This window comes from Mesorhizobium sp. WSM4307, assembly GCF_007003945.1.
Lineage (GTDB): Bacteria > Pseudomonadota > Alphaproteobacteria > Rhizobiales > Rhizobiaceae > Mesorhizobium.
In genome coordinates this window covers 14,183-36,554 of record NZ_VFTB01000022.1, presented here as the reverse complement: position 1 = coordinate 36,554, position 22,372 = coordinate 14,183, and the positions used below count along the sequence as shown (strand labels likewise).

Genomic DNA, 22,372 nt, shown 5'->3' with positions numbered 1-22,372 from the left:
CCCCCCTACCCAGTCTGGGCTTATCAAGCAAAGGAAATTCCGCTTTAGACGTATGCGATTGTATGGAGACGGACAGCAAAAATGGACACTCGGAGAGCTCAAACAATGGACACCGACCGCTTGACGTGATCGAACGACAGTACGGCATGTGCAAATCAATACACACTTCTTGCTCGTTGCAAGATGAAGGACGACGTCCAGGGCCGGTGAAACCGGTATTCTAATATATTATATAAGTAAGATGGTAATATTGCTGGTTTATCACGAGCGAAGACGAACGGTACACAACACATTAGAAATTAACTTGTATAAGAGGTCCGGTATTTCTTATCCTTTCTGATGAAAAATAGAACGGATTTTGTGCGACGTCGAAGTTTGGCGAGACGAGTGTAAGGCGCGTTCGCGAACCTTACACCGTTACGTTCTGAAGGAGTTGAGATCGTGAGTGATATGACAGCCCGAGACGATGAGATAAGCCTAGCCGAACGCGTAACGCAGCATTTGAAACCGCATTTATGGGCAAAGGCCAACCGGCTCCTTATCCGTAAAGCAATCAGCGAATTTGCACACGAGTTGCTAATTGCTCCTCGACTCCAGCGAATGGAAGGCGACTGGGGGAAGTATGTGCTGGAAAGCGAGACCCCTGGGTTGGAGTATTGGTTCCAGGCTCGGCGCCTCCTGCTAGATCACTGGCAAGTGGACGCCGGCTCTCTGGAGAAAAGGATTGAGGGCAGGCCGGCCCCCCTGGATGCGCTTGATTTTGTTATTGAGTTCAGCCGCCATCTTGGCATAAAGGAAGAGATGATGCCGGTTTACCTGCAGGAGATCAGCAGCACGCTGTATGGCAGCGCGTACAAGCAGGCCAAAACAGAGATATCCGCCGCAGAACTGGCTTTTGCCGATTACCAGATCGTTGAGGCTGGCATGACGGAGGGCCACCCGACCTTTATCGCGAATAACGGTCGCATTGGCTTTGACGCGCTCGACTATAGTCGCTATGCGCCGGAGGTGGGCAGTTCGATAAGACTCATATGGCTGGCCGTCCATAAAGAAATGGCAACGTTTAAGTCCATTTCAACGCTCGACTACGACCTTCTCATGCACGAGGAACTCGGTCGACAGGCGCTGGAACAGTTCGACGCAGCGTTGCGTCAAAAGGGACTAAACTCGACCGATTACATCTATATGCCAGCGCATCCTTGGCAATGGTTCAATCGGCTCTCAACTATCTTCGCGGCGGATATCGCCAACCGGCACATTGTCTGCCTAGGCCAGGGGAAGGACATATATCATGCCCAGCAATCGATCCGCACACTTTTCAATATAAGCGATCCGCATAAACGGTACGTGAAAACGGCGCTGTCGATACTTAACATGGGGTTTATGCGCGGCTTGTCACCGACACACATGCTGGCGACGCCCGCCATCAACGAATGGTTGAAGAATTTGCTCGACAGTGACTCCTATTTAGCCGCCAACGGCTTCAGCATCCTTCGCGAGGTCGCGACGATTGGCTATCGCAATCGTTGTTTCAACACCGCCCTCAAGAAGGACTCCCCTTACAAGCAGATGCTTTCTGCGCTGTGGAGGGAAAGCCCCCTTCGGCAGTTGAAAGAAGGGGAACGTCTGATGACAATGGCGTCGCTGCTTCATGTCGATTACAATGGTGAAGCACTCGTGACAGCCCTCATCAATGCCTCGGGGTTAGACGCCGCCGCTTGGCTACGCCGCTATTTTGAATCTTATCTGGCGCCGCTTCTCCACTGCTTTTATGCTTACGATCTAGCGTTTATGGCACATGGAGAAAATATAATTCTAGTTATGAAAGATCACGCTCCGACGCGAGTTATCATGAAAGACATTGGCGAGGAGCTTCGTATTCTAGGCGGAGATCTCAACGTGCCGGAGGAGATTAAGAGGATCTGCATTCAAGTAAATCGCGACATGAAGCACGACTTCATTTTCACCGACGTTTTCGACTGCTTCTTTCGTTACTTGGCTGTAACACTCGAAGAACATCTTGATTTTCCGTCGACACACTTCTGGCAGCTCGTAAGCGAGTCCATCCTTGGCTACCAGACGAAACATCCGGAATATGACGAAAAATACAGGCAGCATGACCTATTCGCTCCAGAATTTCTGCGACGATGTATGAATCGACTGCAGATACAAAAAAACCAGCAAATGGTGGACTTCGGTGATCCGGGAGAATACCTGCACACCGTCGGCACGCTGAAGAACCCACTGGCGGGCATTCGCAAAGTGACCAGTGCAGGTTAAGCTTGAAGGAGGCGCGTATTTTAAATGAACAATGTAGTTAGCCGGTTTTGGGCCAATACCATACCCCCCCCTTGGGGTAAGCAACCCCTTGCGTAAACGCCGCCGCAGCATGTTGCGCGTATCAGGCGCCCGCTCACCAGCGCGTCGCCTGCTTCCATTCTGAAAGGAGGCGCCTAATTTTTTTATCGCCTTCGGGCCGGCTTTCCAGGTGCCGTCAACACTGACACGGTTAGGCGCCCAAAGCTTGATTTGTGTAGACCTCGCTACCTTAAGCATAAACCTCGTCGAACGCCTTCAATCAAGCACTGCGGCCTTGACGCTCATGCTAGGAGATCATGGCCGCGTTGGAGGTAAGTGCGGCTCTAACTTATGGCTAGAAGGGAGCTTCTCATGTACATTCTAGAAACGCCGCGCCTAATCCTAAGGCCACCGTCGCATAGCGACGAGCTTCTTCTACATGAGCTTCATAGCGATCCATTTGTGGTAAATGCCATGTGGGATGGAGTCTATCCGACCCGAGAGCAATCGAAAGCTAAACTACAACAGTTCATCCATCATTGGCAGAGCAATGGTTTCGGCTTATGGATGGTGTTCGTAAAAGGCGAAGGCCAAGTCGGAAAATTCGCAGGCTACTGTGGATTGATGTACAGTGGCCCGTATCTGCCCGAAGATCCCACTAATGTGGAAACCGTATCGTGCCTCCACCTTGCGTCTTCCGGTAAGGGGATCGCCGCAGAGGCCGGCAGGGCAGCGATCCAGTTTGCTTTCGAGAACCTAACGCTCGAGAAGGTCACTTCATTCATTCGCCCAACGAACACGCGTTCGCTTCGGAAAGCACCGAAAGTAGGCCTTCGCTATGTAAGAGACCGGGTCTACAATAACGTAGTTATGCGATATTTTGAAGTGACAGTCTTGACTGCTGTAAAAATCGAAAAAGTCGTCGTTATCTCTTGTTAGTATCATTGTTTCTCGGAAGACGGTGATGCAAGAAACCGTAGGCGAGCGCTGCTCTCGCCCTACGAACTTGCAATCATTCACACCGACGCACCGGCGTGTCCGGAGATGCATGTGCCCTGGAATTGAGAGCTTGTCGGTTCAGAGATAGTTCAGATGGGTCGCTCGGTCTCGCTTCGGGCATGCCCTCGACCGATTTGGCGATCAAATCGCTCCGTTACAGACGGCATGATGTGGAGCTGCCGCGCCGTAAGTGACCATATCTCAGGCGGTAGGAGGAGCGCTTTGCTGAAGAAGCCCATCACACTTGGTACCTTGATGGGGAGTTGCGTGGTTTTCGATTATATCGTCGTGGGTGGTGGCTCCTCTGGATGCGTGATGGCGAGCAGGCTCTCCGCCTATGGCGCTCGCGTGCTGCTCATTGAAGCTGGCCCTGATACGCCGCCGAATGCCATTCCTGACGACATCCAGGATGGCGACCCAACGCGTGCTTACCTTAATCCCGGTTATCGATGGCAGTCACTCCACGCGACAACGGTGCGAGGTGGCCGCAAGCCTGTCCATTACGAACAGGCGCGCGTCATGGGTGGCGGCTCCAGCATCAATGCCCAAGTCGCCAACCGCGGCGGGCCCGGAGATTACGATGAGTGGGCCTCAAGCGGTGCAACGGGCTGGGGTTGGGAAGACGTGCTGCCCTACTTCCGTCGTCTAGAATGCGATTTGGATTTCGGCGGGGAATTTCATGGCACGAACGGCCCCTTGCCAATCAAACGTGTGCGCCAATCAGACTGGTCGGGCTTCATCCGGGCAATCTCCGATGCTTACGATGCTTTGGGGCTTCATTTCAGGCCAGACTTCAATGGTGCATTCGGTGATGGCTATTCAGTTGTCCCATTGACCAACCGCAATGGTCATCGGGTCTCCTCCGCGATGGCGTACTTACCCGAAACCGTCCGCTCTCGCCGCAATCTAACGATTTTATCCGAAACGACAGTTGCGCGGCTGACCTTTTTGGGAACAACGGTAACGGGGGTCGAGACGGAGAACAAATCGGGCGTGCAATCGTATAGCGCTTCTTGCGTTATCCTGTGCGCAGGAGCACTCCATTCACCCGCCATATTGATGCGCTCCGGGATCGGCCCCGCGAAGGAATTAGTACAATTCGGAATCCCTATCGTTGCAGATTTGAAAGGTGTGGGCCAGAATCTTCAGGAACACCCCACGATTTGCGTTTCGGCCTATTTGAAGCCGGCCGATCGCTTGTCACCCGGCGTGAGCGAATATATTCAGATGCACGCCCGCTACTCGTCGGGTTACGAAGGCTGCCCGTCGACCGATATGGCAATATCGACTGTTGCCAAATCATCCTGGCACCCGCTGGGGAGGCGCCTCGGCACTCTCGCCGTGTGGGTCAATCGCAGCTACTCGACGGGAACTGTGGCGCTCAAGGGTAGTTCGCATAAAATAGAGCCGGAGGTCGATTTCAACTGGTTGAGCGACAAGCGGGACGCCGAGCGCCTCAAGCAGGGCTTTCGCTTCATAGTCCGCCTGCTGCAGCAAGATTCGCTGTCCTCTGTGGCGCTGGACCCGTTTCCGTCAGCGTTGAATGCGCGAGCGAAGCTGGTGAGCAAGGTCACAAGCACAAACTATGCACTCACGTCATTTCTGGCGCTGCTCATGGACGCGTCGCCGCGGCTGCGCCGTGGGCTGATTAGGCGCGTCATAACGGATGGGGATAGCATTTCCGATCTCGTCAACGACGAGAAACATCTGGATCGGTATATTCGCCAGAACGTCATCCCAAGTTGGCATCCGACGTCGACCTGCAGGATGGGGGCAGCCGCGGATCCTGGCGCTGTGACCGATCCGTCGGGACGCGTTCATGGTATTTTGGGTTTGAGGATCGCCGACGCTTCCGTCATGCCATTTTGCCCTCGGGCGAACACAAACATTCCGACGATTATGGTGGCTGAGAAATTGGCCGACACAACCTTGAGAGACGGCAGACGGAGCTAAATCGCTGCCTGCTTTGCTGCTCGGCTAGTCGTCTCGTCGAGACGGCGGATAACGTCGACAAGCGCTTCCTCAGCTCATGTGCTCCTTGGTGCCGCCAGGCAGAACGCCGAACCCGATGTAGATGGCTTTTTTGCGAACGAAGTCTTCGTCCCTGAGCTTGACCGCTCGACCCGGATAGCGTCGAAAAAGACTATGGGATAGGAAAATTTCGAGCGGTCGGTTTCTGCCATTCGGCCATCGTCCGGGACGGCGTGTGTGATGGACGAGCTCAGGTAGCTGGCGATACCTCGCGTCATAGAGCTCTTCGAGATGGCCGATCCTGCCATGAAACCCGGAGGTCGGCGCTGGTCTGGATTGAGCCTGGAAGTCATAAAGCAATTCAGAATTGTAAATCGCTCTTAGTATCTTGGCCGTGATAATGTTAAACTAACCGCGACGGATGTAACAATATATACAACTATATTAACATACAAATCGTTGTTATCTTCACCAGGAAGCGCTAGAGATCAATTGCTAAGACGGAATCACCGCCCAGCCATCGGCTTAGCCTTAGAATGGGACATCATGTCGACTTTCGTTATTATTGGAAGAGACGGCGCGTTGCCCACATCCAAGGAACTGTCGACTTTGAGAGCCGCGGCAAACACTAATCAACTTAAGCGCCCAAAAAGGGGATTGACTATGACCACGCTGCCGAAAATTTCACTTTCGAAATTGAGAGACGATGCAACGCGACGTGACGAGCGCCAGCGCCTGCAAATGGCATGCCAGGAATACGGGTTCTTCTACCTTGTCGAGCACGGCATCCCCGGGGAACAGATCGCGCAAGCCATTGAGGCTTCCCGGCGATTCTTCGCATTGCCACAGTCGGTTAAGGAACGCTACGGGCACGCCTTTCAGGACGTGTACCCCACTGCCGCCCGTGGATACAGTCCTTTACACGGCGAAATGCTACATCCTGAGGCCGGCTTCGATCCAAAGGAGGTATTCGACCTCGGAATTGAGAACGAAGGCGACCGGCGTCCGTTCTCCGGCCGCACGCGCCTTCCGGATGAAGCCTTGGCTCCTGGCTTCGCAAGAAACCTGCTTGCTTTGCAGGCTACCGTGCTCGCCGGGATTGTCCCCCAGATCGGGGATGCGCTGGCGGACCTGATAGGTATGGAAGAGGCATGGTTCCAACGCCATTTCAGCACGCCGACGCTTGGGCAACGCGTGATACGGTATCCAGCTCGCGGCGGCACTTGCGCAAAGCACACGGATCATGGCTTCTTCACGCTGCTGCTGCAAGAGGAACTCCCCCTGCGTTCCTTGCAGGTGTGGTTCCGCGGTCGATGGATGCCGGTGCCGAGCCTGCCCGATAGTCTCGTAGTCAATCTGGGCGACCTCCTTCAGGTCTTGAGCGACGGCCGCTTCAAGAGTACGCCCCACCAGGTCGTGCATAGTGGTCCGACTGATCGAATTTCGCTGCCCTTCTTTATTTATCCCGAGATCGACGCTCGCCTGACTTCGCGACAAGGGCAGCAAGTTAGTGTTGTAGAAATGATGCTGCGCAACGTTGAGTCAATATGGGTGACTGGGAATGGCGCCGGACGCGCGCGCGAACTGCAATGATTGTCTGCTTTTCTAAAGCATGCGCAATTATGGCGCCGACGCGGTGCAGATCTCCGTGGTAAGCTGGAAGAACTCTCGCATCCGCTAGATTGTCCCGCCGTCGCGCGTGTAGCGCGGCGGTCGGAAGCCCGCTTCGGGATGAATGCACCTATGGTGTCAGATTGTTTGCATCGTGTGGTCGCAGGGAAAGATCGCACTAGATCTGCACCGCTGTCGCAAACGTGCTGCGGGAAAACCTGAGGGAACTTGATCCCATGATAACGCTCGCCCAACTCGCGCTTGACGTATCGCGAACCGAGCTCCCGGGAACCAGTTCCAGCGCGACCACGACGCCGTCACAGGCGGAAAGATCTTATAACACCCGGCGGTCGCGTGCTGCACGTCTTGCGGGCCGGTGGCAGTTATCGCAAGCCGTCAACCTTTCAGGCCGAACACCTCGCGCCCTGGAGCCCATTCTCAGCCGGAGCCCGCCCCTCATGGAGATTCGTCTCGCAGGCACTGCCGACCGCGATGCATGGCGGTCCCTTTGGTACGCATATTGCGCCGACCAAGGTCTCAATTCATCAGAACAGGCGACAGATAGGATCTGGCGGCGCATCGAGCGCCCAGACGAACCGATTAACGCGCTGATCGCGGTCTCAGCAACTGGCGTTACCATAGGTTTTGCTACCTTTGTCATTCACCCGTATACTCTTAGCGATCGTCCGGTCTGTTTTCTCGCAGATCTCTATGTCGACGAGTCTTCGCGGCGCCAGGGGATTGGCCAAGCCATGCTCACGAATCTGGCCTCCTACGGTCGCGACCAAGGCTGGCTGAGAATCTATTGGAATACGGACAGATCAAATTATCATGCGCGGGCGCTCTATGACAAGATCGGTAAATTGAGTCCATACCTTACCTACTACTATGACCTGTAGACTTGCTCTGAGGTCGTAACGAAAGCGCATTGACCTGCCCCAGTCTTTTAAACAGTGGCGAGTAGACTAGAGGTGCAGCCATTTATGTTGCGCACATGGGCTTGCAGCGGAATGTATTTTCGGCGCGATGATCCATTGATCAGGCAAGGACCGTGTTCGAGGTAAACTCCGTGCGGTGGTCTGCGACGATCATGCCGGGCTTGCCGCGCTGGGCGATCAGGTCGTCAGTTCGCGAGCAACGCGGCGACCAGAGATCTGTGTCCGGAATCGCGTAAGGCATTCGCGCGTCACGTCGTCGACGAGTTGATCGGCCGCAGGAGAACTGGTCGTACAGCGACCAGCGTGCGTTCGGCTTCGCCTCGACACGGATCGGCCCCGCATGCCGACCGCCGCTCGCCGTCCGCACTTCAACAAGGTAGGCGACATCTCGTCGACCGGCAAGATCTATTCCGGACGTCCGCGCTGTCGTTATGACAAGCCATATTCTAATTTAGATCTCAAAAATCTTCCGGGGAGCAGTGGTCAGTACCTCGACGCCGGAGTCTGTGACACGGAACGTTTCGCTGATGACGTATCCAAAATCCTCCTCGATCCAATTACCTAACATCAGGTGAAAGGTCATGTTTGGTAGCAACTCTGTCATATCGCCATCCTTAAGGCTTGCGGTCGGCTCCAACCAACCAATGCCGTGTGCATAGCCGCAACGCGTCTCCTTTTTGAGGCCCCGCTTCTCGATGCTGCGATTGAAGGCGTTGGCAACATCGCTGCAAGTCGCTCCTGGCCGTATCGCATCAAGAGCGACCTCAAGGCCGGCGACTTGGATCTCATGCACGCGACGTAGACGATCGGAGGGTGAGCCGATCGTGTAAGTGCGCATAAGCCCAGCACAGTAACCATATCGCGCACCGCCGATTTCGAGATTCACCTGCGATCCATAGCGAAAAACGTCCTCGCTCCACGGAATGTGGCACGTTCCCGTTCGCGGTGATGAACACAAACTTATTCCCTCGATCCCGCTTCCTGGCTTACCGTTTGCGCCGCGCACCAACGTTGCCACAATTTCCGCGCACGCGTCTGCTTCACGCACCCCGGGGCGTATTACCTCAGCAGCGCGTCGAATCGCGGCGTCTGAGATTGCCGCCGCCTCCCGCATTACAGCTATCTCGAGATCTGACTTGATGAGCCTTTTCCAAGTGACCGCCTTAGTAGCATCGACGATCGTGGCACCAGGCAGGCGCATCCTAAACTTTTTCGCCGATTGCGATGGAAGGCAGCATAGCTCGATTCCTATGCCTCGACTCGCGAGGCCGACGTCCTCCAAGTAATCGACTACCGCGTCATAGCCATCCTTGTCAGGATTTCCAATATACGCTTCGGGGTATGCGACGATTTTGTCGCGCTCCATAAAACATTGATGAATGGCTGCCGGCGCATCACAGCGGCGCAGAATGAACGTCGGTTCCTCTTCTCGTATCGAAACCACAACGGCCTGAGGAACATAGGCTGATAGCGCGGTGTACCCCGTGAGATAGGTAATGTTATGTTGGTCGGAAACGACGAGCGCGTCGATATCGCACCGACCCATTTCGAACTTCACCGAGCCGAGCCGGCGAAGGTATTCACTTCTAGGGAATGCCTGGGGTCCCTTGGATATATTCATAAGTTTGAACTCCAGCTATGCTTTTGACAACAAGGCGAGCTATTGCGGGTAAGAGTTCTTATGCTGGCGACGGATCACCTCTCAGTTGGGGGGGAGTCGTGGGGCTGCAGATCGCTCCTGTTCGCCCGACGGCGGTGTGATAGACCAAGCGATTAAGTCGACAGCTCGTTGGAGTATCGCTTCGGTCTGAGCAAGGCTGGGTGAAACGGCGACGACATGTCCTATCCAGTCTCGAAAATCGCCTTTCCTGAAGATCGGCGCGTTGGGTTCAACATACAATTTGATTTCAGCGACACCTGGTACCGCGATCGCCTGACTGCCGCCATCGATCCAATCGAGGGTGCCGTCGCAATCAGCAACTAGGAACCGCGCGGCTGCGGTCTGCAAATGCCTTCTGCGCAAATCCCATTCCTCGCCGACGACAAGCTTGATGTGCTCGGTGACCAGATCGACACCGCTCGCCAGTTGGACCAGTTCAGGCTCAAGCGCACCAGCAAGACGCGGATTCACTTCGATTACAACCGGGCCATGATTAGTCAACCGGAGCTCGATGTTCGTTGGCCCCCAATTAAGGCCAAGAGCTTGCAAGCACCTCAGCGAAACATCAACGATACGGTCATGATCGTCTTCCGCAAGCGGGGCCGGGAAGGTCGTTTCACGGAAGACGAAATGCGGTGGGGGGCCGAAATCAACGGCGACAATCCCAATAACCTCATTGCCCATTATCTCCACGCTATAAAAAGGGCCGCGCGCGAATTCCTCAACCAATATCCTCGGCGAAGACGGCCAGATGTGCTTCCCACCCAACAGATAGGTCGTGTGGTCAGCTAACTCATCGGCGTTGCGGCACAATCGGACACCGATGCTACCGCTGCCGATTGCCGGCTTAACAATTACGGGAAAGCCGATCTCCGCGACAGCGCTTTCTACTTCTGCCACATTCAGCGCCATGCGATAAGCGGGTATCGGAACTCCGGCTTCCGCAAGTAGCTGGCGCTGAGAGAATTTGTCACAGCATCGTTCAATCAATTCGGGGTTGGGTCCCGGTAAGTCGAAATGCCGACATAGTTTGCCAACGGTTGCATAGACCGACTCGTCGATGCCCGAGAAGCCCGTGATACCAGCGATGTCATTGGTCTCACGCAGCCTGGAACATTCGCGAATCAAGGTATCAAGATTGGTTGTATCGACACGGATTGCCTCGCTTCTTTCCGCCGCAAGATACTCGTACTGTGTTGGATCAACTGATAGTGTAATTGGATGAAAGCCAAGACGCCGGGCCGCGTGGATGTATCGTATTCCATTACCTCTTGCATGGCCTTCAACCAGGATGAGAGCTTTCCTTGACATTGGCTGTTCTCCACTCTGCGTTTTTGTCGATAGGTCGTTTTGCCATCGTGGACCTCAGACTTAAAGACAACGATCCAAGGCCAAACATTCCGTGAAATTGGTCGCCTCTACCCGCAGCCGCTGGCTGAAGCTGAAGTTGCCTTTGGCGCAGCAAAATCGTCTTCCCAGATCTGGGCAGAACCGATTGGGCTTGATGGCAACTGACCGAATAGTGGCCGAGTGGGATAATGCACTGTATCGCGTACCAGAGTACTGGGGACGAGTACGCCCTTGACCGGGACCCGGCGCCACGAGCTGTCACCGAAAGGCCCTACTAGGGAGTGAGTTTTAGCGCGTTATCGCCGGGAGAGCCCTCGCGAATCGAGAACGTTATCCTTCCATCGTCGTCTATTGCACCCTCGTAGAACATGTGGTCGCAGATAGAATTATCCCGGTGGAAAGTCAGCACTCGCGGCTTGATCTCCACCATCTGATGCTCCTCGATGTATGCGGAGGAGCAAACGATTATTTCGTCCCCGACCTGACAGGTGCGAGCAGCGGCTCCGTTCAGCACGCAGCAACGAGAACCCCGCTCTCCATAAATCACGTAAGTGCTGATTCGAGCGCCCGATGATTTATTCCAGATTTCAACGAATTCCATTGGAAGGATGCCGGCTTCGTCGCAGTGATCTGGATCCAAAGTTATTGAGCCCCGGTAGTTCAAATTCGCGTCGGTCACAGTTATTCCATGAAGCTTGGCGGCAACAAATTTTCTCATCTACATTTCCTCTCGGCGGTGGGACACTGCGTCGACAAGCGATTGCTGTGTCTTGGTTTCAGGATGGATGGATGGACGTTCTGCGATTTGTCGTATTGTGGTTCTTAGGACAAAATTGATTACTCTGGCGTGGCCAGCACGAGACAGTCAGGCGAAGGCTGGTTGTGGTGGGCGGAGGCATTGCCGGCCGGCTGTCCCCCATTGGTAATGCCATCCGATACAGTTCCGACATGTTCCGTTCCTTTAATTAGTTGTGATTTCAGGTGACTGTGCCAATCGGCCCGTTCAACTGGATCGCACACAAAGTTGCAAACCTCGTGCCAAACTGGCTAATCAGGCCGGAAACAGAAATGCGTGATCTCTTTCAGCTATTTAGGTGAGCAGACCACGGATCGGATCAAGAAGGCACGTCGCGGACGCGACAAAATGTTGAGTGTAGGACGGGTTGAGGTGGCGCCCTTCTGCTGGTGGTCGTGCGGCCGATCTGGGCATCGTTGACTTCTGGCGGCGGGGATGTCGAGGACGCTCGGGTATTGGCTGTTCGGATCTTAGACGCGTGCAGCCTCATGCCTCGAATGCGGCCGTTTTACTTGTCCCAGTCGAGGCCTGCCTAAATGTTTGATCTCAGGTTTTGATGGGGCATCCTTATCTTCCGAATCAAAGGATGCACTATGGGCCAGGTTCTTCATGGGAGCGCCACGACGACAGAGGCGGTCCGTCGGGCGCCCGCTGATCAAGGGTTTGTTTTCAGCGATGGGATGGTCGCGGGGCTTACGCTCCTAAGGACGACCTTAAGAGCCCAGCCTCGCTACCGTGCCATGATCGCGCAAGGCGGCCCTCGCCGGAGGCGTACCCGAGGATCGCCCCTGACCAACAAGGAAAAGCCGGATCGACGCGGTCATGTATCCTCTAAGAGTTGTCATGACGCTTACCTCCTTCAGGTTGTGTGCGTCAAGTTCTGCAAAATGGGGCGGCCACGATGCTGGTCATGCGGCTTGGCGTAGAGCGAGCTTCTTGTGCTCGCGCAGATCGTCCATGTTGATGTAGCGGTTGGCCTCCATCCAGTTCTCGTTGGTCTCGCAGCCAGCGCCCTGACGAGGCGCAGGCAGCTTTCATTGGGGAAGATGCGCATGACATTGGTGCGCCGGCGGATTTCCTCATTGTGCCGTTCAAGCATGTTGGTGCTCTTGAGATGCTTGTGATGCTGGCGCGGCAGGCAAAAGAAGGTCAGCGTGCGCTCGATGGTCTCCTCCACCCAACTCGTCAGTCGCGGATAGCGGCCCGACCATTTGGACAGCCATGCGGCGAGATCGGCCTTGGCCTCGGCGAGATCGCGCCGGTCATTAGAGCCAGCGCAAGTCCTGCAGGCAGTCGGCGCCGTGCTTTCTCGGCAGGTGATCGAGCGCGTTCCTGAGGAAGTGGACGTAGCAGCGCTGCCAGGCGGCTTCGGGGATCACCTCGCCGATCGCCGCGACCAGGCCGGCATGATTGGCGGAGACAACCAGCTCGACGCCCTTGGGGCTGCGCGCCTTCAGCGCGACGAGGAAATCCCTCCAGGCCGAGCGGCTTTCGCGATTGGCCATCTCGACGGCCAGGATCTGGCGCCGGCCGTCCCAGTCGATGCCGACAGCGATCAGCACCGCCTGGCTCATGACGACGCCGGCCTCACGCACCTTCTCTTAGCGCGCATCGAGGATGAGGTAAGGAAACGGCTCTTGAAGGGGGCGCCTGGCAAAGGCAGCGAGGCTCTCGTCCAGCCGCTTGTTGATGGCCGAGATCGACGAGGCCGAGAACGCATGGCCGCACAGCTCTTCCGTGATCGCCTTGACCTTGCGGGTCGACACGCCCTGCACATACATCTCCGCAAGCGTCGCCACCAAGGCCCGCTCCGAACGCTGGTAACGCTCGAGAAGCTCGGTCGAGAAGCGGCCGGCCCGGTCCTGCGGAACCCGCAGCTCAAGCTTGCCGACCCGCGTGACAAGGGTGCGGCCGTAATAACCCGAGCGGTAGCCGAGCCGCTCAGGTGTGCGCTCGCTCTTCGAAGCCCCCAGCGCCTCGTCCATCTCGGCCTCGAGTACCTCCTGCATCACCGCACGGATCACTTCGTGAAGTCCGTCCGGGTCCGAAAGCAGAATGTCTTTGATGGCAGCGCTGCCGGTCTTACTTTCAATCTTGGTCATGGTGGCGTTCCTTCGCGGGAATCGGTGACGTGAACAATCACCAGCCTGCCATGACCGCCCTCTCTCAGCGAATTTGCAGAACTGTCAGCACACACCCTCCTTCATCACAAACCCAACCGAACAACTGGGCAGGTGTTCCAAAAAACGCCGAGTTCCAATAAGGACTCAGGTCCTGGTCCGCTATTGTCACCCCTTCCAAGTCGATGTGTTCGTCACAAATCTTGCGCAATTGAGAAAGGTCGCCCGGGCGTACAACTCTGATTTCCACAGTATTCTCCTGCTTCTCGTTCCGGCACACGTCAGGGGATTTGCTTGCGCAGTTGCCTGATGTGGCAGGTGAGCCAGCCCGCATATTGGCCGTCGTATTGTGGGCCGCGACGCTCACATGTGCGCACCCGATGAAGTGTAGATGTGTTTGTTTCAGGCAATGAGGCGCGTCTTGTGAGCACCGCCACGGTGGACCTGAAATCGCCTCACAGACGCTTGCCCACTGAACACGTCCCCGCCATGACCGGGGACGTGTTAAGGCACATTGCCTTCAGCCTCTGCAGAGGTCAGCGGTCTTGCTGCCGTCCGCAGGTTGTCTTTGCCGTAGCCGTATTTGCCGAATACTGCCATCATTTCGCCAGAGCCAACATAGTCCTGCATACGGCATTGAACGCGTCGACCGCAGCCTGCTCGTTGAGCTCGAAGGCGATAGCAGGATAGTTGGCTGGCGCGATGAACGAATCGGCCAGCTCAAGGCTGTGGTCCTTCTTAACAAGTCCAGTCGCTGTAAAGTAGTCGAGGGCACCGGCGGCGGCGCGACAGCCTGTCCGCCGGCGGTCCGGCGACCTGCATGATTTTGTCGTCGGCGATGCCTGACTTTTTCGCGTCCTGGACCGCGGTGTAGCCTGTATCACTGACGAAGGTGAGTCCCTTGTCACGCACATCCTCATAAGAATGCAGCCCTTCCGGGTTGCCCTTAGGCACCAGCAGTGCGCCTCTCTCCGTAGCGATCGGTTCGCTGAACAGCACGTTGCGGCAGCGCTCCGGCTTGATCCACATGCCGGCCGTGATGAAGTCGAAGCGGCTAGCCTGCAGGCCGGGGACAAGTGAGCCCCATTCGGTTACGACCGGCTCGATTCTATTCTCGTGTTTTTGCGCGACGCACGCAAATGCCAGACAATCCGATCCCCAAATTAATTCCCAGCACCGCAGGTTATTTGGTGTCCGCTTTTTCAACGAGACGCTCCATGAGCGTGCTGTAGGCGACAAAACCGGTGTGAGACCAGAAGGTCTTGCGGCCAGGATTGGTCTCCAGCACGTCGAGGAAAATCCTTGATTTGTTGTGGAAACGAGACCGAATAAGCAGCTCAAGGGTCCTGCAGCCAATCTCCGAACGTCGGTGTTGGCAGCTGACGTAGAATTGCCTCAAAAAGACGCGTTGCCCACTCGGCTCCGCATTGTCTGGCTCCAAACGATGAGTGGCGAGGCCCACAATCTCGCCGTTCTGGCTGAAGAGGTCGACCATCCAAATTTCGCGATTCACCAACTGAATAAACCGCTCCTTGAGTTCTGAAACCGTCATCGGGGTTTCGATGCTTCTCGGCCTCGATCAACTCGCGGTTCAACATTGCCAACTTGTCGAAATCTTCGGCGGCAGCTCTGCGAATCTCAATTGTCTCTGAAGCACTGTGATCCTCTCCTGACCCATGCGACCCACGCAGCGGGCTAGGCAATGCGCTCCTACATGTCCGTGGTGGGTAAAGCCCGTCCGCAGCCAAAAATCCTATGATTAGAGTTGTTCTCGATGACCTCCGATACGGATTCTCTCGCCGGGCTTATTTCGATTTGGTCGAGGTCATTGAATCCTGCATCGCCCGACAGCCGCGCCGTCGGTAGGGATCAGCAAGCGTTCAATTTCCAGATGGTGGCTGCGAGAGGCGGATACCAACGTTTCTCGTCTGAACGTAGCCGTCCAGCGCTTCCTGACCCTTCTCCCTGCCGTAGCCGGACTGGTTTATCCCACCGAACGGTGTTTCCACCCCGCCCACATACCACCCATTCACGTACACTTGACCGGCCCAAAGGCGGTCGGCGGTCCAGAGGGCCCGGTCAATATCCCGCGTGAACACGCCCGCTGCCAGACCGTGAACGGTGTCGTTCGCGAGATTGACGGCCATTCCCGGATTATCGAACGTGGTAACGGCAAGAACAGGACCGAATACTTCTTGCTGGAAGAGATTGCTGTCTCGCGCGACATCGGCAAACACCGTGGCCGCCATAAAGTAACCGCTCCGCTCCGAAAGCGCAGTCCCGCCGGTTACGAGTCGCGCGCCCTGCGAGAGGGCCGTCTGGCAGGCCCGCTCAACTCCTTGTCGTTGGTTTCGGGAGATCAACGGGGTGATGTCGCAGTTTTCGCGTCCTGGACCGACCGACAGTCCTTCGACGCAGACCCTCACTCTTTCCACCAGTTTGTCTGCAATAGAACGTTCCACAATAAGACGTGTAAGGTTGTTGCAATTCTGGCCTGCATTCAGAAAGGTCCCGACGCGTACCGCTTCCACAACGCAGTCGAGGTCGGCATCGGAATACACAACTGCAGCCGACTTTCCGCCCAGTTCCATTATGCAGGGCACGATCCGATCCGCTGCCGTCTTGAGCACCGTCCGCCCAGTAGTAATCGAGCCCGTGAAGACGATGTGGCGAACGTCGGGATGTTCGATCAGCGCCTGGCCTGCCGTTTGGCCGTATCCAGTGAGCACGTTGACCGCTCCGGCAGGCAGCCCCGCTGTCTCACAGGCACGCGCAAGTTCAACTCCGGAAAGGGGAGCTAGTTCCGGCGACTTCACCACGACTGAGTTGCCGGTTGCGATGGCGCAGGCCAGCGAGCGGGCCGTCAGTTCAAGTGGACCATTCCACGGAACGATCTGGGCGGACACGCCGAAGGGACTTCTGACTGTGTAGTTGACCAGGTTGGCCCCGCGCGGGATCGAGCGCCCTTCAAGTTTGTCGGCCAAGCCACCATAGTATCGCAGGTATCTGATGGCGGTCTGAACCTCGCCATCGGCAAGTTCCAATGCCTTCCCCGTCTCCGCGCAGTTAATGGCTGCGATCTCGTCGAAACGCGCTTCAAGGGCGTCGGCAACGCGAAACAACATGCGACCGCGATCATACGGATGCATGTCTATCAGCACGCGGTCGCGAAAAACGCGGTGAGCAGCAGTAACGGCAAGCTCGATGTCTTGGGGTCCTGCTTCAGCTACGACAGCAATCGTTTCGGCGCTCGCCGGGTCATCGACCTCGATGCGTGTGCCGGACACAGAATCCCGCCACTCGCCATCGATATAATTTTTGACTACGTCGTTGCTGGCCATCCAGTCCTCTTTCTTATCGCTCGATTTTCTTCGAATTGGCGCAGCGACAGTGGTCGGCGCCGCAGGAAGAACGGCAACCGTGGTATCGGTCCGGCAGTGAAAGCCCTAGTCTGCCGTTCAGCCGCTCCGAGTTCGCCCACTGCCACATGCCACGGAACGGCCTTCCCGTTCCGTGACTGCGAGCGGCCCGATTTTGGACCTGCTAGTGGCCCGGTGCTTTGTCGGCTAGCGAGCCGCGCCTCCACCGTCGAGGGTAGTCGCTACTGCGCCAATGCTGTCGCGAATGATGGACAGACCACGCCGAAGGTCAGCCTCGGCGATGGTGAGGGCAGTCATGAACTTAAGCACCTCACCGTATGAGCCGGCGATCTCGATCACCAAGCCCCGACGAAAAGCCTCCTGGGAGACCAGACCTGGCAAGGAGTGGTGCTTCGGTGAAACGAGTCCGTACATCAGACCGCGGCCTCGCACGCTCAGGCCGAGGGTGGGGAATTCCTCGGTAATCGCGTTGAGTTCTTGGACCAAGATCGCAGACTTGCGAGCGATCTCATCCTCGAACTTGGAGTCGGACCAGTAAGCTTCGAGGGCCGCACGAGCAGTGACGAAAGCATAGTTGTTGCCTCTGAAGGTCCCGGTGTGTGCGCCCGGGGCCCAGACATCAAGTTCAGGCTTGATGAGAATAAGGGCCATTGGGGTTCCGATCGCCGACAAAGATTTGGACAGGGTAACGATGTCCGGCACAATTGCAGCCGCTTCGAAACTGAAGAAACTGCCCGCGCGACCGACCCCGGCCTGGATGTCATCGAGGATCATCAAGATTCCGTGCCGCGACGTTAGCTCGCGCAGCCGTTGCAGCCAAGTAACGCTCGCAGCATTGATGCCGCCTTCACCTTGGATCCCTTCCAGGATCACCGCGGCAGGTTTGTCGAGGCCACTGTTGGGGTCATTGAGAAGCTTTTCGAAGTAATCGATTGTGTCAACTGACGCCCCCAGGTAGCCTTCGTATGGCAACGATGTCACATGGGCGAGGGGAAACCCGGCAGCGGCCCGGTGCTCCTTGTTTCCCATCGCTGCCAATGCTCCAGCGCTTTCCCCATGGAACGAGTTGGTAAACGAGACGATGTTCGATCTCCCGGTCACCTGGCGAGCCAGTTTTAGACTCGCTTCGACCGCGTTCGTACCTGTGGGGCCGGGAAACTGTAATTTGTATGTCAGACCACGAGGCTTGAGAATGTATCGCTCGAAAGCTTCGATGAAGGCTTTCTTGGCCGTCGTGGCAAGGTCCAGCCCATGCACAATTCCGTCGCGCTCGATATAATCCAGCAGCGCCTTCTTGATGACGGGGTTGTTGTGCCCATAATTCAAAACGCCTGCACCGGCGAAAAAGTCGAGATATTCCCGACCGTCTGCAGCGATGAGAGTGGTCCCGACTCCGCGATCGAATAGGGCGGGGAAGGCGCGGACGTAGCTGCGCACCTCAGACTCCAGGCGATTGAAAACCGCGAGACCTGCATCCATTTCAGGTGCGAATTGCTTGCTCATAGGCGAACTCCTCAATCTGAAGCCTGCAAAGCCAGGCCTCTTCTGCTTTATGAAGTGGCGTGTAGGTGCCGTTGTGAGACAATAGCGCGCTACATTGGGCGCCTTGCGCAAATTCTGAGCGGCGGGATGCAGTAATTATGCGAAATTGCCGGCAGGTTGCATAAGGCCGGCGGTTTGTGTGGCTGCGGTGACGATTTTTCCCAACCACCTCAAGACGGCTGCATTTGATGCAGCAACCGGGGCAGGCGAACCTAGCGCTCGATTCCCTATACACAGATGAGACTCTTGGCAGCGTGAGCCAACGAATGGAAGCCGAAGCGCGGAAATAGAGGTCCCCCCTATCATCATCGTCCAGTCGGCTTAGCGTTTAAGTTCCGAGACGTTTCCTCGGCCGAACTGGGCGCAAGGCCTCGGCTTTTGACCGTCGGCTGCCATTGTCAGTTGGGCGATGGTGGACAGCACTCTTCGGCCAATGGCTATAACTGACGTCGAGGACGATAGCCGACTTTGGTCCCATGCCTGGCCTGATCGTTTGGGCTTCCGTCTGCGCGGGGTTGAGGCTACAGTCGAGTGCATATCGCAGTTTTTCTGCGCAAATTGCAGCTATTCCGGAGAATGACCATGGAATTGGATCGGATAGATCTGAAAATCTTAAGCGCTGTTCAGCGCAACAATCGCCAAACAACGGAAGAATTGGGCCAACTGGCCGGTATATCGCCCACGGCCTGTCAGCGGCGATTGAAGCAGTTGCGACAAATTGGCGTAATTGAGGCTGATGTTGCAATCGTGTCGCCTGAGGCGGTGGGCAGGTCCCTGATGATGCTGGTCTTGGTCGACATTGAGCGCTATCGTTCCGACGTCATCGATCGCTTCAAGCAGTCTCTACAGAAGGCGCCTGAAGTAATGAGCGCGTATGCGGTCACCGGTAACGCCGATTTCGTTCTCCTTCTCTCCGTGCGTGACTTGGCAGAGTACGACGCATTCTCGAGGCGTTTCTTCTTTGATAGCCCGGCTGTTAGAAATTACAGCACGATGATTGTGATGGATCGCACGAAGGTAACCTTGGCGGTGCCAATCGATGTATAGAACGCGCAATCTTACGCGCATTCAACAACTGGTTGATCCGATTCACCGATGACTGGCGCAAGGGTCAGCCGCCTTGCCCGCCGGCCATGATTGGGACGGGAGTTTTCGTACCGCTAAAGCGGCGATGGAGCGCAAGGCGAAGCATCATTCTGCTCCTTACAACGGCCTCGTCAGCGCGATGCTGCAAAAGCACTTCTGGACCTACCGGGCTGCATTCTGATGTATCTCGCGATAGGTTTGTCCCCTTCAGTCGCGATGCGCTTTGTCCACTTAAGTCACGACGCTCCGGCATCGCCTTCAGCCCTGATGGACTGCTGGCAAGGTCATGTTTAAACGTTCCGCCCCGTTGGGAGGCCGCCATAATGCGAATCTCTTAAGAATGCGCTGATTTCCTGCGTCCTGCAAGATAATTGCGCGTTTTTGCTTGCTCGCCGTCTGCTAGATTTTTGCCCGACTCAGACATTTGCGAGTTTGCGTGGTTTTCGATTATATCGTCGTGGGTGGTGGCTCCTCTGGATGCGTGATGGCGAGCAGGCTCTCCGCCTATGGCGCTCGCGTGCTGCTCATTGAAGCTGGCCCTGATACGCCGCCGAATGCCATTCCTGACGACATCCAGGATGGCGACCCAACGCGTGCTTACCTTAATCCCGGTTATCGATGGCAGTCACTCCACGCGACAACGGTGCGAGGTGGCCGCAAGCCTGTCCATTACGAACAGGCGCGCGTCATGGGTGGCGGCTCCAGCATCAATGCCCAAGTCGCCAACCGCGGCGGGCCCGGAGATTACGATGAGTGGGCCTCAAGCGGTGCAACGGGCTGGGGTTGGGAAGACGTGCTGCCCTACTTCCGTCGTCTAGAATGCGATTTGGATTTCGGCGGGGAATTTCATGGCACGAACGGCCCCTTGCCAATCAAACGTGTGCGCCAATCAGACTGGTCGGGCTTCATCCGGGCAATCTCCGATGCTTACGATGCTTTGGGGCTTCATTTCAGGCCAGACTTCAATGGTGCATTCGGTGATGGCTATTCAGTTGTCCCATTGACCAACCGCAATGGTCATCGGGTCTCCTCCGCGATGGCGTACTTACCCGAAACCGTCCGCTCTCGCCGCAATCTAACGATTTTATCCGAAACGACAGTTGCGCGGCTGACCTTTTTGGGAACAACGGTAACGGGGGTCGAGACGGAGAACAAATCGGGCGTGCAATCGTATAGCGCTTCTTGCGTTATCCTGTGCGCAGGAGCACTCCATTCACCCGCCATATTGATGCGCTCCGGGATCGGCCCCGCGAAGGAATTAGTACAATTCGGAATCCCTATCGTTGCAGATTTGAAAGGTGTGGGCCAGAATCTTCAGGAACACCCCACGATTTGCGTTTCGGCCTATTTGAAGCCGGCCGATCGCTTGTCACCCGGCGTGAGCGAATATATTCAGATGCACGCCCGCTACTCGTCGGGTTACGAAGGCTGCCCGTCGACCGATATGGCAATATCGACTGTTGCCAAATCATCCTGGCACCCGCTGGGGAGGCGCCTCGGCACTCTCGCCGTGTGGGTCAATCGCAGCTACTCGACGGGAACTGTGGCGCTCAAGGGTAGTTCGCATAAAATAGAGCCGGAGGTCGATTTCAACTGGTTGAGCGACAAGCGGGACGCCGAGCGCCTCAAGCAGGGCTTTCGCTTCATAGTCCGCCTGCTGCAGCAAGATTCGCTGTCCTCTGTGGCGCTGGACCCGTTTCCGTCAGCGTTGAATGCGCGAGCGAAGCTGGTGAGCAAGGTCACAAGCACAAACTATGCACTCACGTCATTTCTGGCGCTGCTCATGGACGCGTCGCCGCGGCTGCGCCGTGGGCTGATTAGGCGCGTCATAACGGATGGGGATAGCATTTCCGATCTCGTCAACGACGAGAAACATCTGGATCGGTATATTCGCCAGAACGTCATCCCAAGTTGGCATCCGACGTCGACCTGCAGGATGGGGGCAGCCGCGGATCCTGGCGCTGTGACCGATCCGTCGGGACGCGTTCATGGTATTTTGGGTTTGAGGATCGCCGACGCTTCCGTCATGCCATTTTGCCCTCGGGCGAACACAAACATTCCGACGATTATGGTGGCTGAGAAATTGGCCGACACAACCTTGAGAGACGGCAGACGGAGCTAGGCCAGGCGGCATGTACATTCTGCCGGAGCGCTGCCGCAATGTGGTGTTCACCGAGCCGCTTGCTAAGTTCACCGAAGCCCTGCTCATGCCGAATGGCAATCCCAAAAGACCAGCACTCCTTTGACGATATTCGTGATAAGGGCCTAACGCTGGTCACCACCGCCGGTTCCGACACGGTCACGACCGCCAAAGACGCGGGCATTCCGGAGGATCGTGTCATGCAGGTCGCCGGCCAGGCCGAATTCTTGCAGGCAGTGAAGGTCGGCCGCGCGGCGGCGGGGTCGCTAAACTACTTCACGGTAAGGAGCTCGCTGACAAGGTCGACAGCGTTGAAATGGCAGATCCGTTCACCCCGCCGGCTGGGAAGGCCGGCTACCCAAGTCTCGCCTTCCTGCCCAATCAGCAGGCGGTCGATGCCTTCAACGAGGTATTGAATACTTATATCGGCTCCGACCAAATGATGCAGTCGGTCAAAATACGGCTACACCAAAATCAATCT

The 22,372-nt window shown here is 56.2% G+C and carries 15 protein-coding genes and 3 pseudogenes; 7 read left to right on the top strand and 11 right to left on the bottom strand.

Going from position 1 to position 22,372, the window contains the following annotated elements; all coding sequences use genetic code 11:
* The first annotated feature begins 450 nt into the window (after positions 1-450).
* The 3 genes from FJV83_RS34820 (at position 451) to FJV83_RS34810 (ending at position 5,250) form a co-directional block, all read left to right on the top strand.
* Positions 451-2,280 (top strand): IucA/IucC family siderophore biosynthesis protein, encoded by a 1,830-nt coding sequence (locus FJV83_RS34820; protein ID WP_063169359.1) that lies wholly within the window; start codon positions 451-453, stop codon positions 2,278-2,280.
* Positions 2,281-2,670: 390 nt separating this feature from the next.
* The gene (locus FJV83_RS34815; protein ID WP_158515808.1) at positions 2,671-3,237 is read left to right on the top strand and encodes a GNAT family N-acetyltransferase; all 567 of its coding nucleotides are present in this window, start codon (positions 2,671-2,673) and stop codon (positions 3,235-3,237) included.
* A 282-nt stretch (positions 3,238-3,519) separates the two neighbouring features.
* A complete protein-coding gene (locus FJV83_RS34810) occupies positions 3,520-5,250 on the top strand; it encodes a GMC family oxidoreductase N-terminal domain-containing protein (RefSeq protein ID WP_224571100.1) in 1,731 nt (576 codons plus the stop codon).
* 81 nt (positions 5,251-5,331) lie between these two features.
* On the opposite strand, the pseudogene FJV83_RS37375 reads toward FJV83_RS34810, so the two are convergent.
* A pseudogene (locus FJV83_RS37375) lies at positions 5,332-5,475 on the bottom strand (transposase); the annotation flags it as partial.
* 456 nt (positions 5,476-5,931) lie between these two features.
* On the opposite strand from FJV83_RS37375, the gene FJV83_RS34805 reads away from it, so the two are divergent.
* Together FJV83_RS34805 and FJV83_RS34800 are read left to right on the top strand one after the other, a co-directional pair.
* Positions 5,932-6,861, top strand: coding sequence for a 2-oxoglutarate and iron-dependent oxygenase domain-containing protein (locus tag FJV83_RS34805; protein ID WP_063170383.1), 930 nt, complete (start codon positions 5,932-5,934; stop codon positions 6,859-6,861).
* Positions 6,862-7,337: 476 nt separating this feature from the next.
* Positions 7,338-7,778, top strand: a complete 441-nt coding sequence (locus FJV83_RS34800) for a GNAT family N-acetyltransferase (RefSeq protein ID WP_158515807.1) — start codon at positions 7,338-7,340, stop codon at positions 7,776-7,778.
* Between the two features lie 142 nt (positions 7,779-7,920).
* Here FJV83_RS34800 and FJV83_RS34795 read toward each other — a convergent pair.
* From FJV83_RS34795 to ectB, 10 genes and pseudogenes are all read right to left on the bottom strand, one after another.
* Positions 7,921-8,151 (bottom strand): annotated as a pseudogene (locus FJV83_RS34795) (IS3 family transposase); the annotation flags it as partial.
* Positions 8,152-8,268: 117 nt separating this feature from the next.
* Positions 8,269-9,438, bottom strand: a complete 1,170-nt coding sequence (locus tag FJV83_RS34790; RefSeq protein WP_063169356.1) for a Xaa-Pro peptidase family protein — start codon at positions 9,436-9,438, stop codon at positions 8,269-8,271.
* An 81-nt stretch (positions 9,439-9,519) separates the two neighbouring features.
* Complete coding sequence (locus tag FJV83_RS34785) at positions 9,520-10,788, bottom strand: acetyl-CoA carboxylase biotin carboxylase subunit family protein (RefSeq protein WP_082826583.1); 1,269 nt, start codon at positions 10,786-10,788, stop codon at positions 9,520-9,522.
* Positions 10,789-11,101: 313 nt separating this feature from the next.
* Positions 11,102-11,545: an aspartate 1-decarboxylase gene (panD, locus tag FJV83_RS34780; protein WP_063169354.1), complete on the bottom strand. Its 444-nt coding sequence runs from the start codon at positions 11,543-11,545 to the stop codon at positions 11,102-11,104.
* A gap of 986 nt (positions 11,546-12,531) precedes the next feature.
* A pseudogene (locus FJV83_RS34775) lies at positions 12,532-13,725 on the bottom strand (IS256 family transposase).
* A 64-nt stretch (positions 13,726-13,789) separates the two neighbouring features.
* Positions 13,790-13,993 (bottom strand): hypothetical protein, encoded by a 204-nt coding sequence (locus FJV83_RS34770; RefSeq protein WP_141245431.1) that lies wholly within the window; start codon positions 13,991-13,993, stop codon positions 13,790-13,792.
* Positions 13,994-14,481: 488 nt separating this feature from the next.
* On the bottom strand, positions 14,482-14,949 hold the full coding sequence (locus FJV83_RS37370) for a transporter substrate-binding domain-containing protein (protein WP_224571101.1): 468 nt from the start codon (positions 14,947-14,949) through the stop codon (positions 14,482-14,484).
* Positions 14,927-15,295, bottom strand: coding sequence for a GNAT family N-acetyltransferase (locus FJV83_RS34760; RefSeq protein ID WP_063169352.1), 369 nt, complete (start codon positions 15,293-15,295; stop codon positions 14,927-14,929). The genes FJV83_RS37370 and FJV83_RS34760 overlap by 23 nt, the downstream gene beginning before the upstream one ends.
* A 328-nt stretch (positions 15,296-15,623) precedes the next feature.
* On the bottom strand, positions 15,624-17,084 hold the full coding sequence (locus tag FJV83_RS34755) for an aldehyde dehydrogenase family protein (protein WP_063169351.1): 1,461 nt from the start codon (positions 17,082-17,084) through the stop codon (positions 15,624-15,626).
* Positions 17,085-17,309: 225 nt separating this feature from the next.
* Positions 17,310-18,626 (bottom strand): diaminobutyrate--2-oxoglutarate transaminase, encoded by a 1,317-nt coding sequence (gene ectB / locus FJV83_RS34750; protein WP_063169350.1) that lies wholly within the window; start codon positions 18,624-18,626, stop codon positions 17,310-17,312.
* A gap of 621 nt (positions 18,627-19,247) precedes the next feature.
* Here ectB and FJV83_RS34745 point away from each other — a divergent pair.
* Positions 19,248-19,712, top strand: a complete 465-nt coding sequence (locus FJV83_RS34745; RefSeq protein ID WP_063169349.1) for an Lrp/AsnC family transcriptional regulator — start codon at positions 19,248-19,250, stop codon at positions 19,710-19,712.
* A gap of 475 nt (positions 19,713-20,187) precedes the next feature.
* Entirely contained in the window at positions 20,188-21,873 is a 1,686-nt protein-coding gene (locus FJV83_RS34740) for a GMC family oxidoreductase N-terminal domain-containing protein (protein ID WP_063169348.1), read from the top strand.
* Positions 21,874-22,372: the final 499 nt, after the last annotated feature.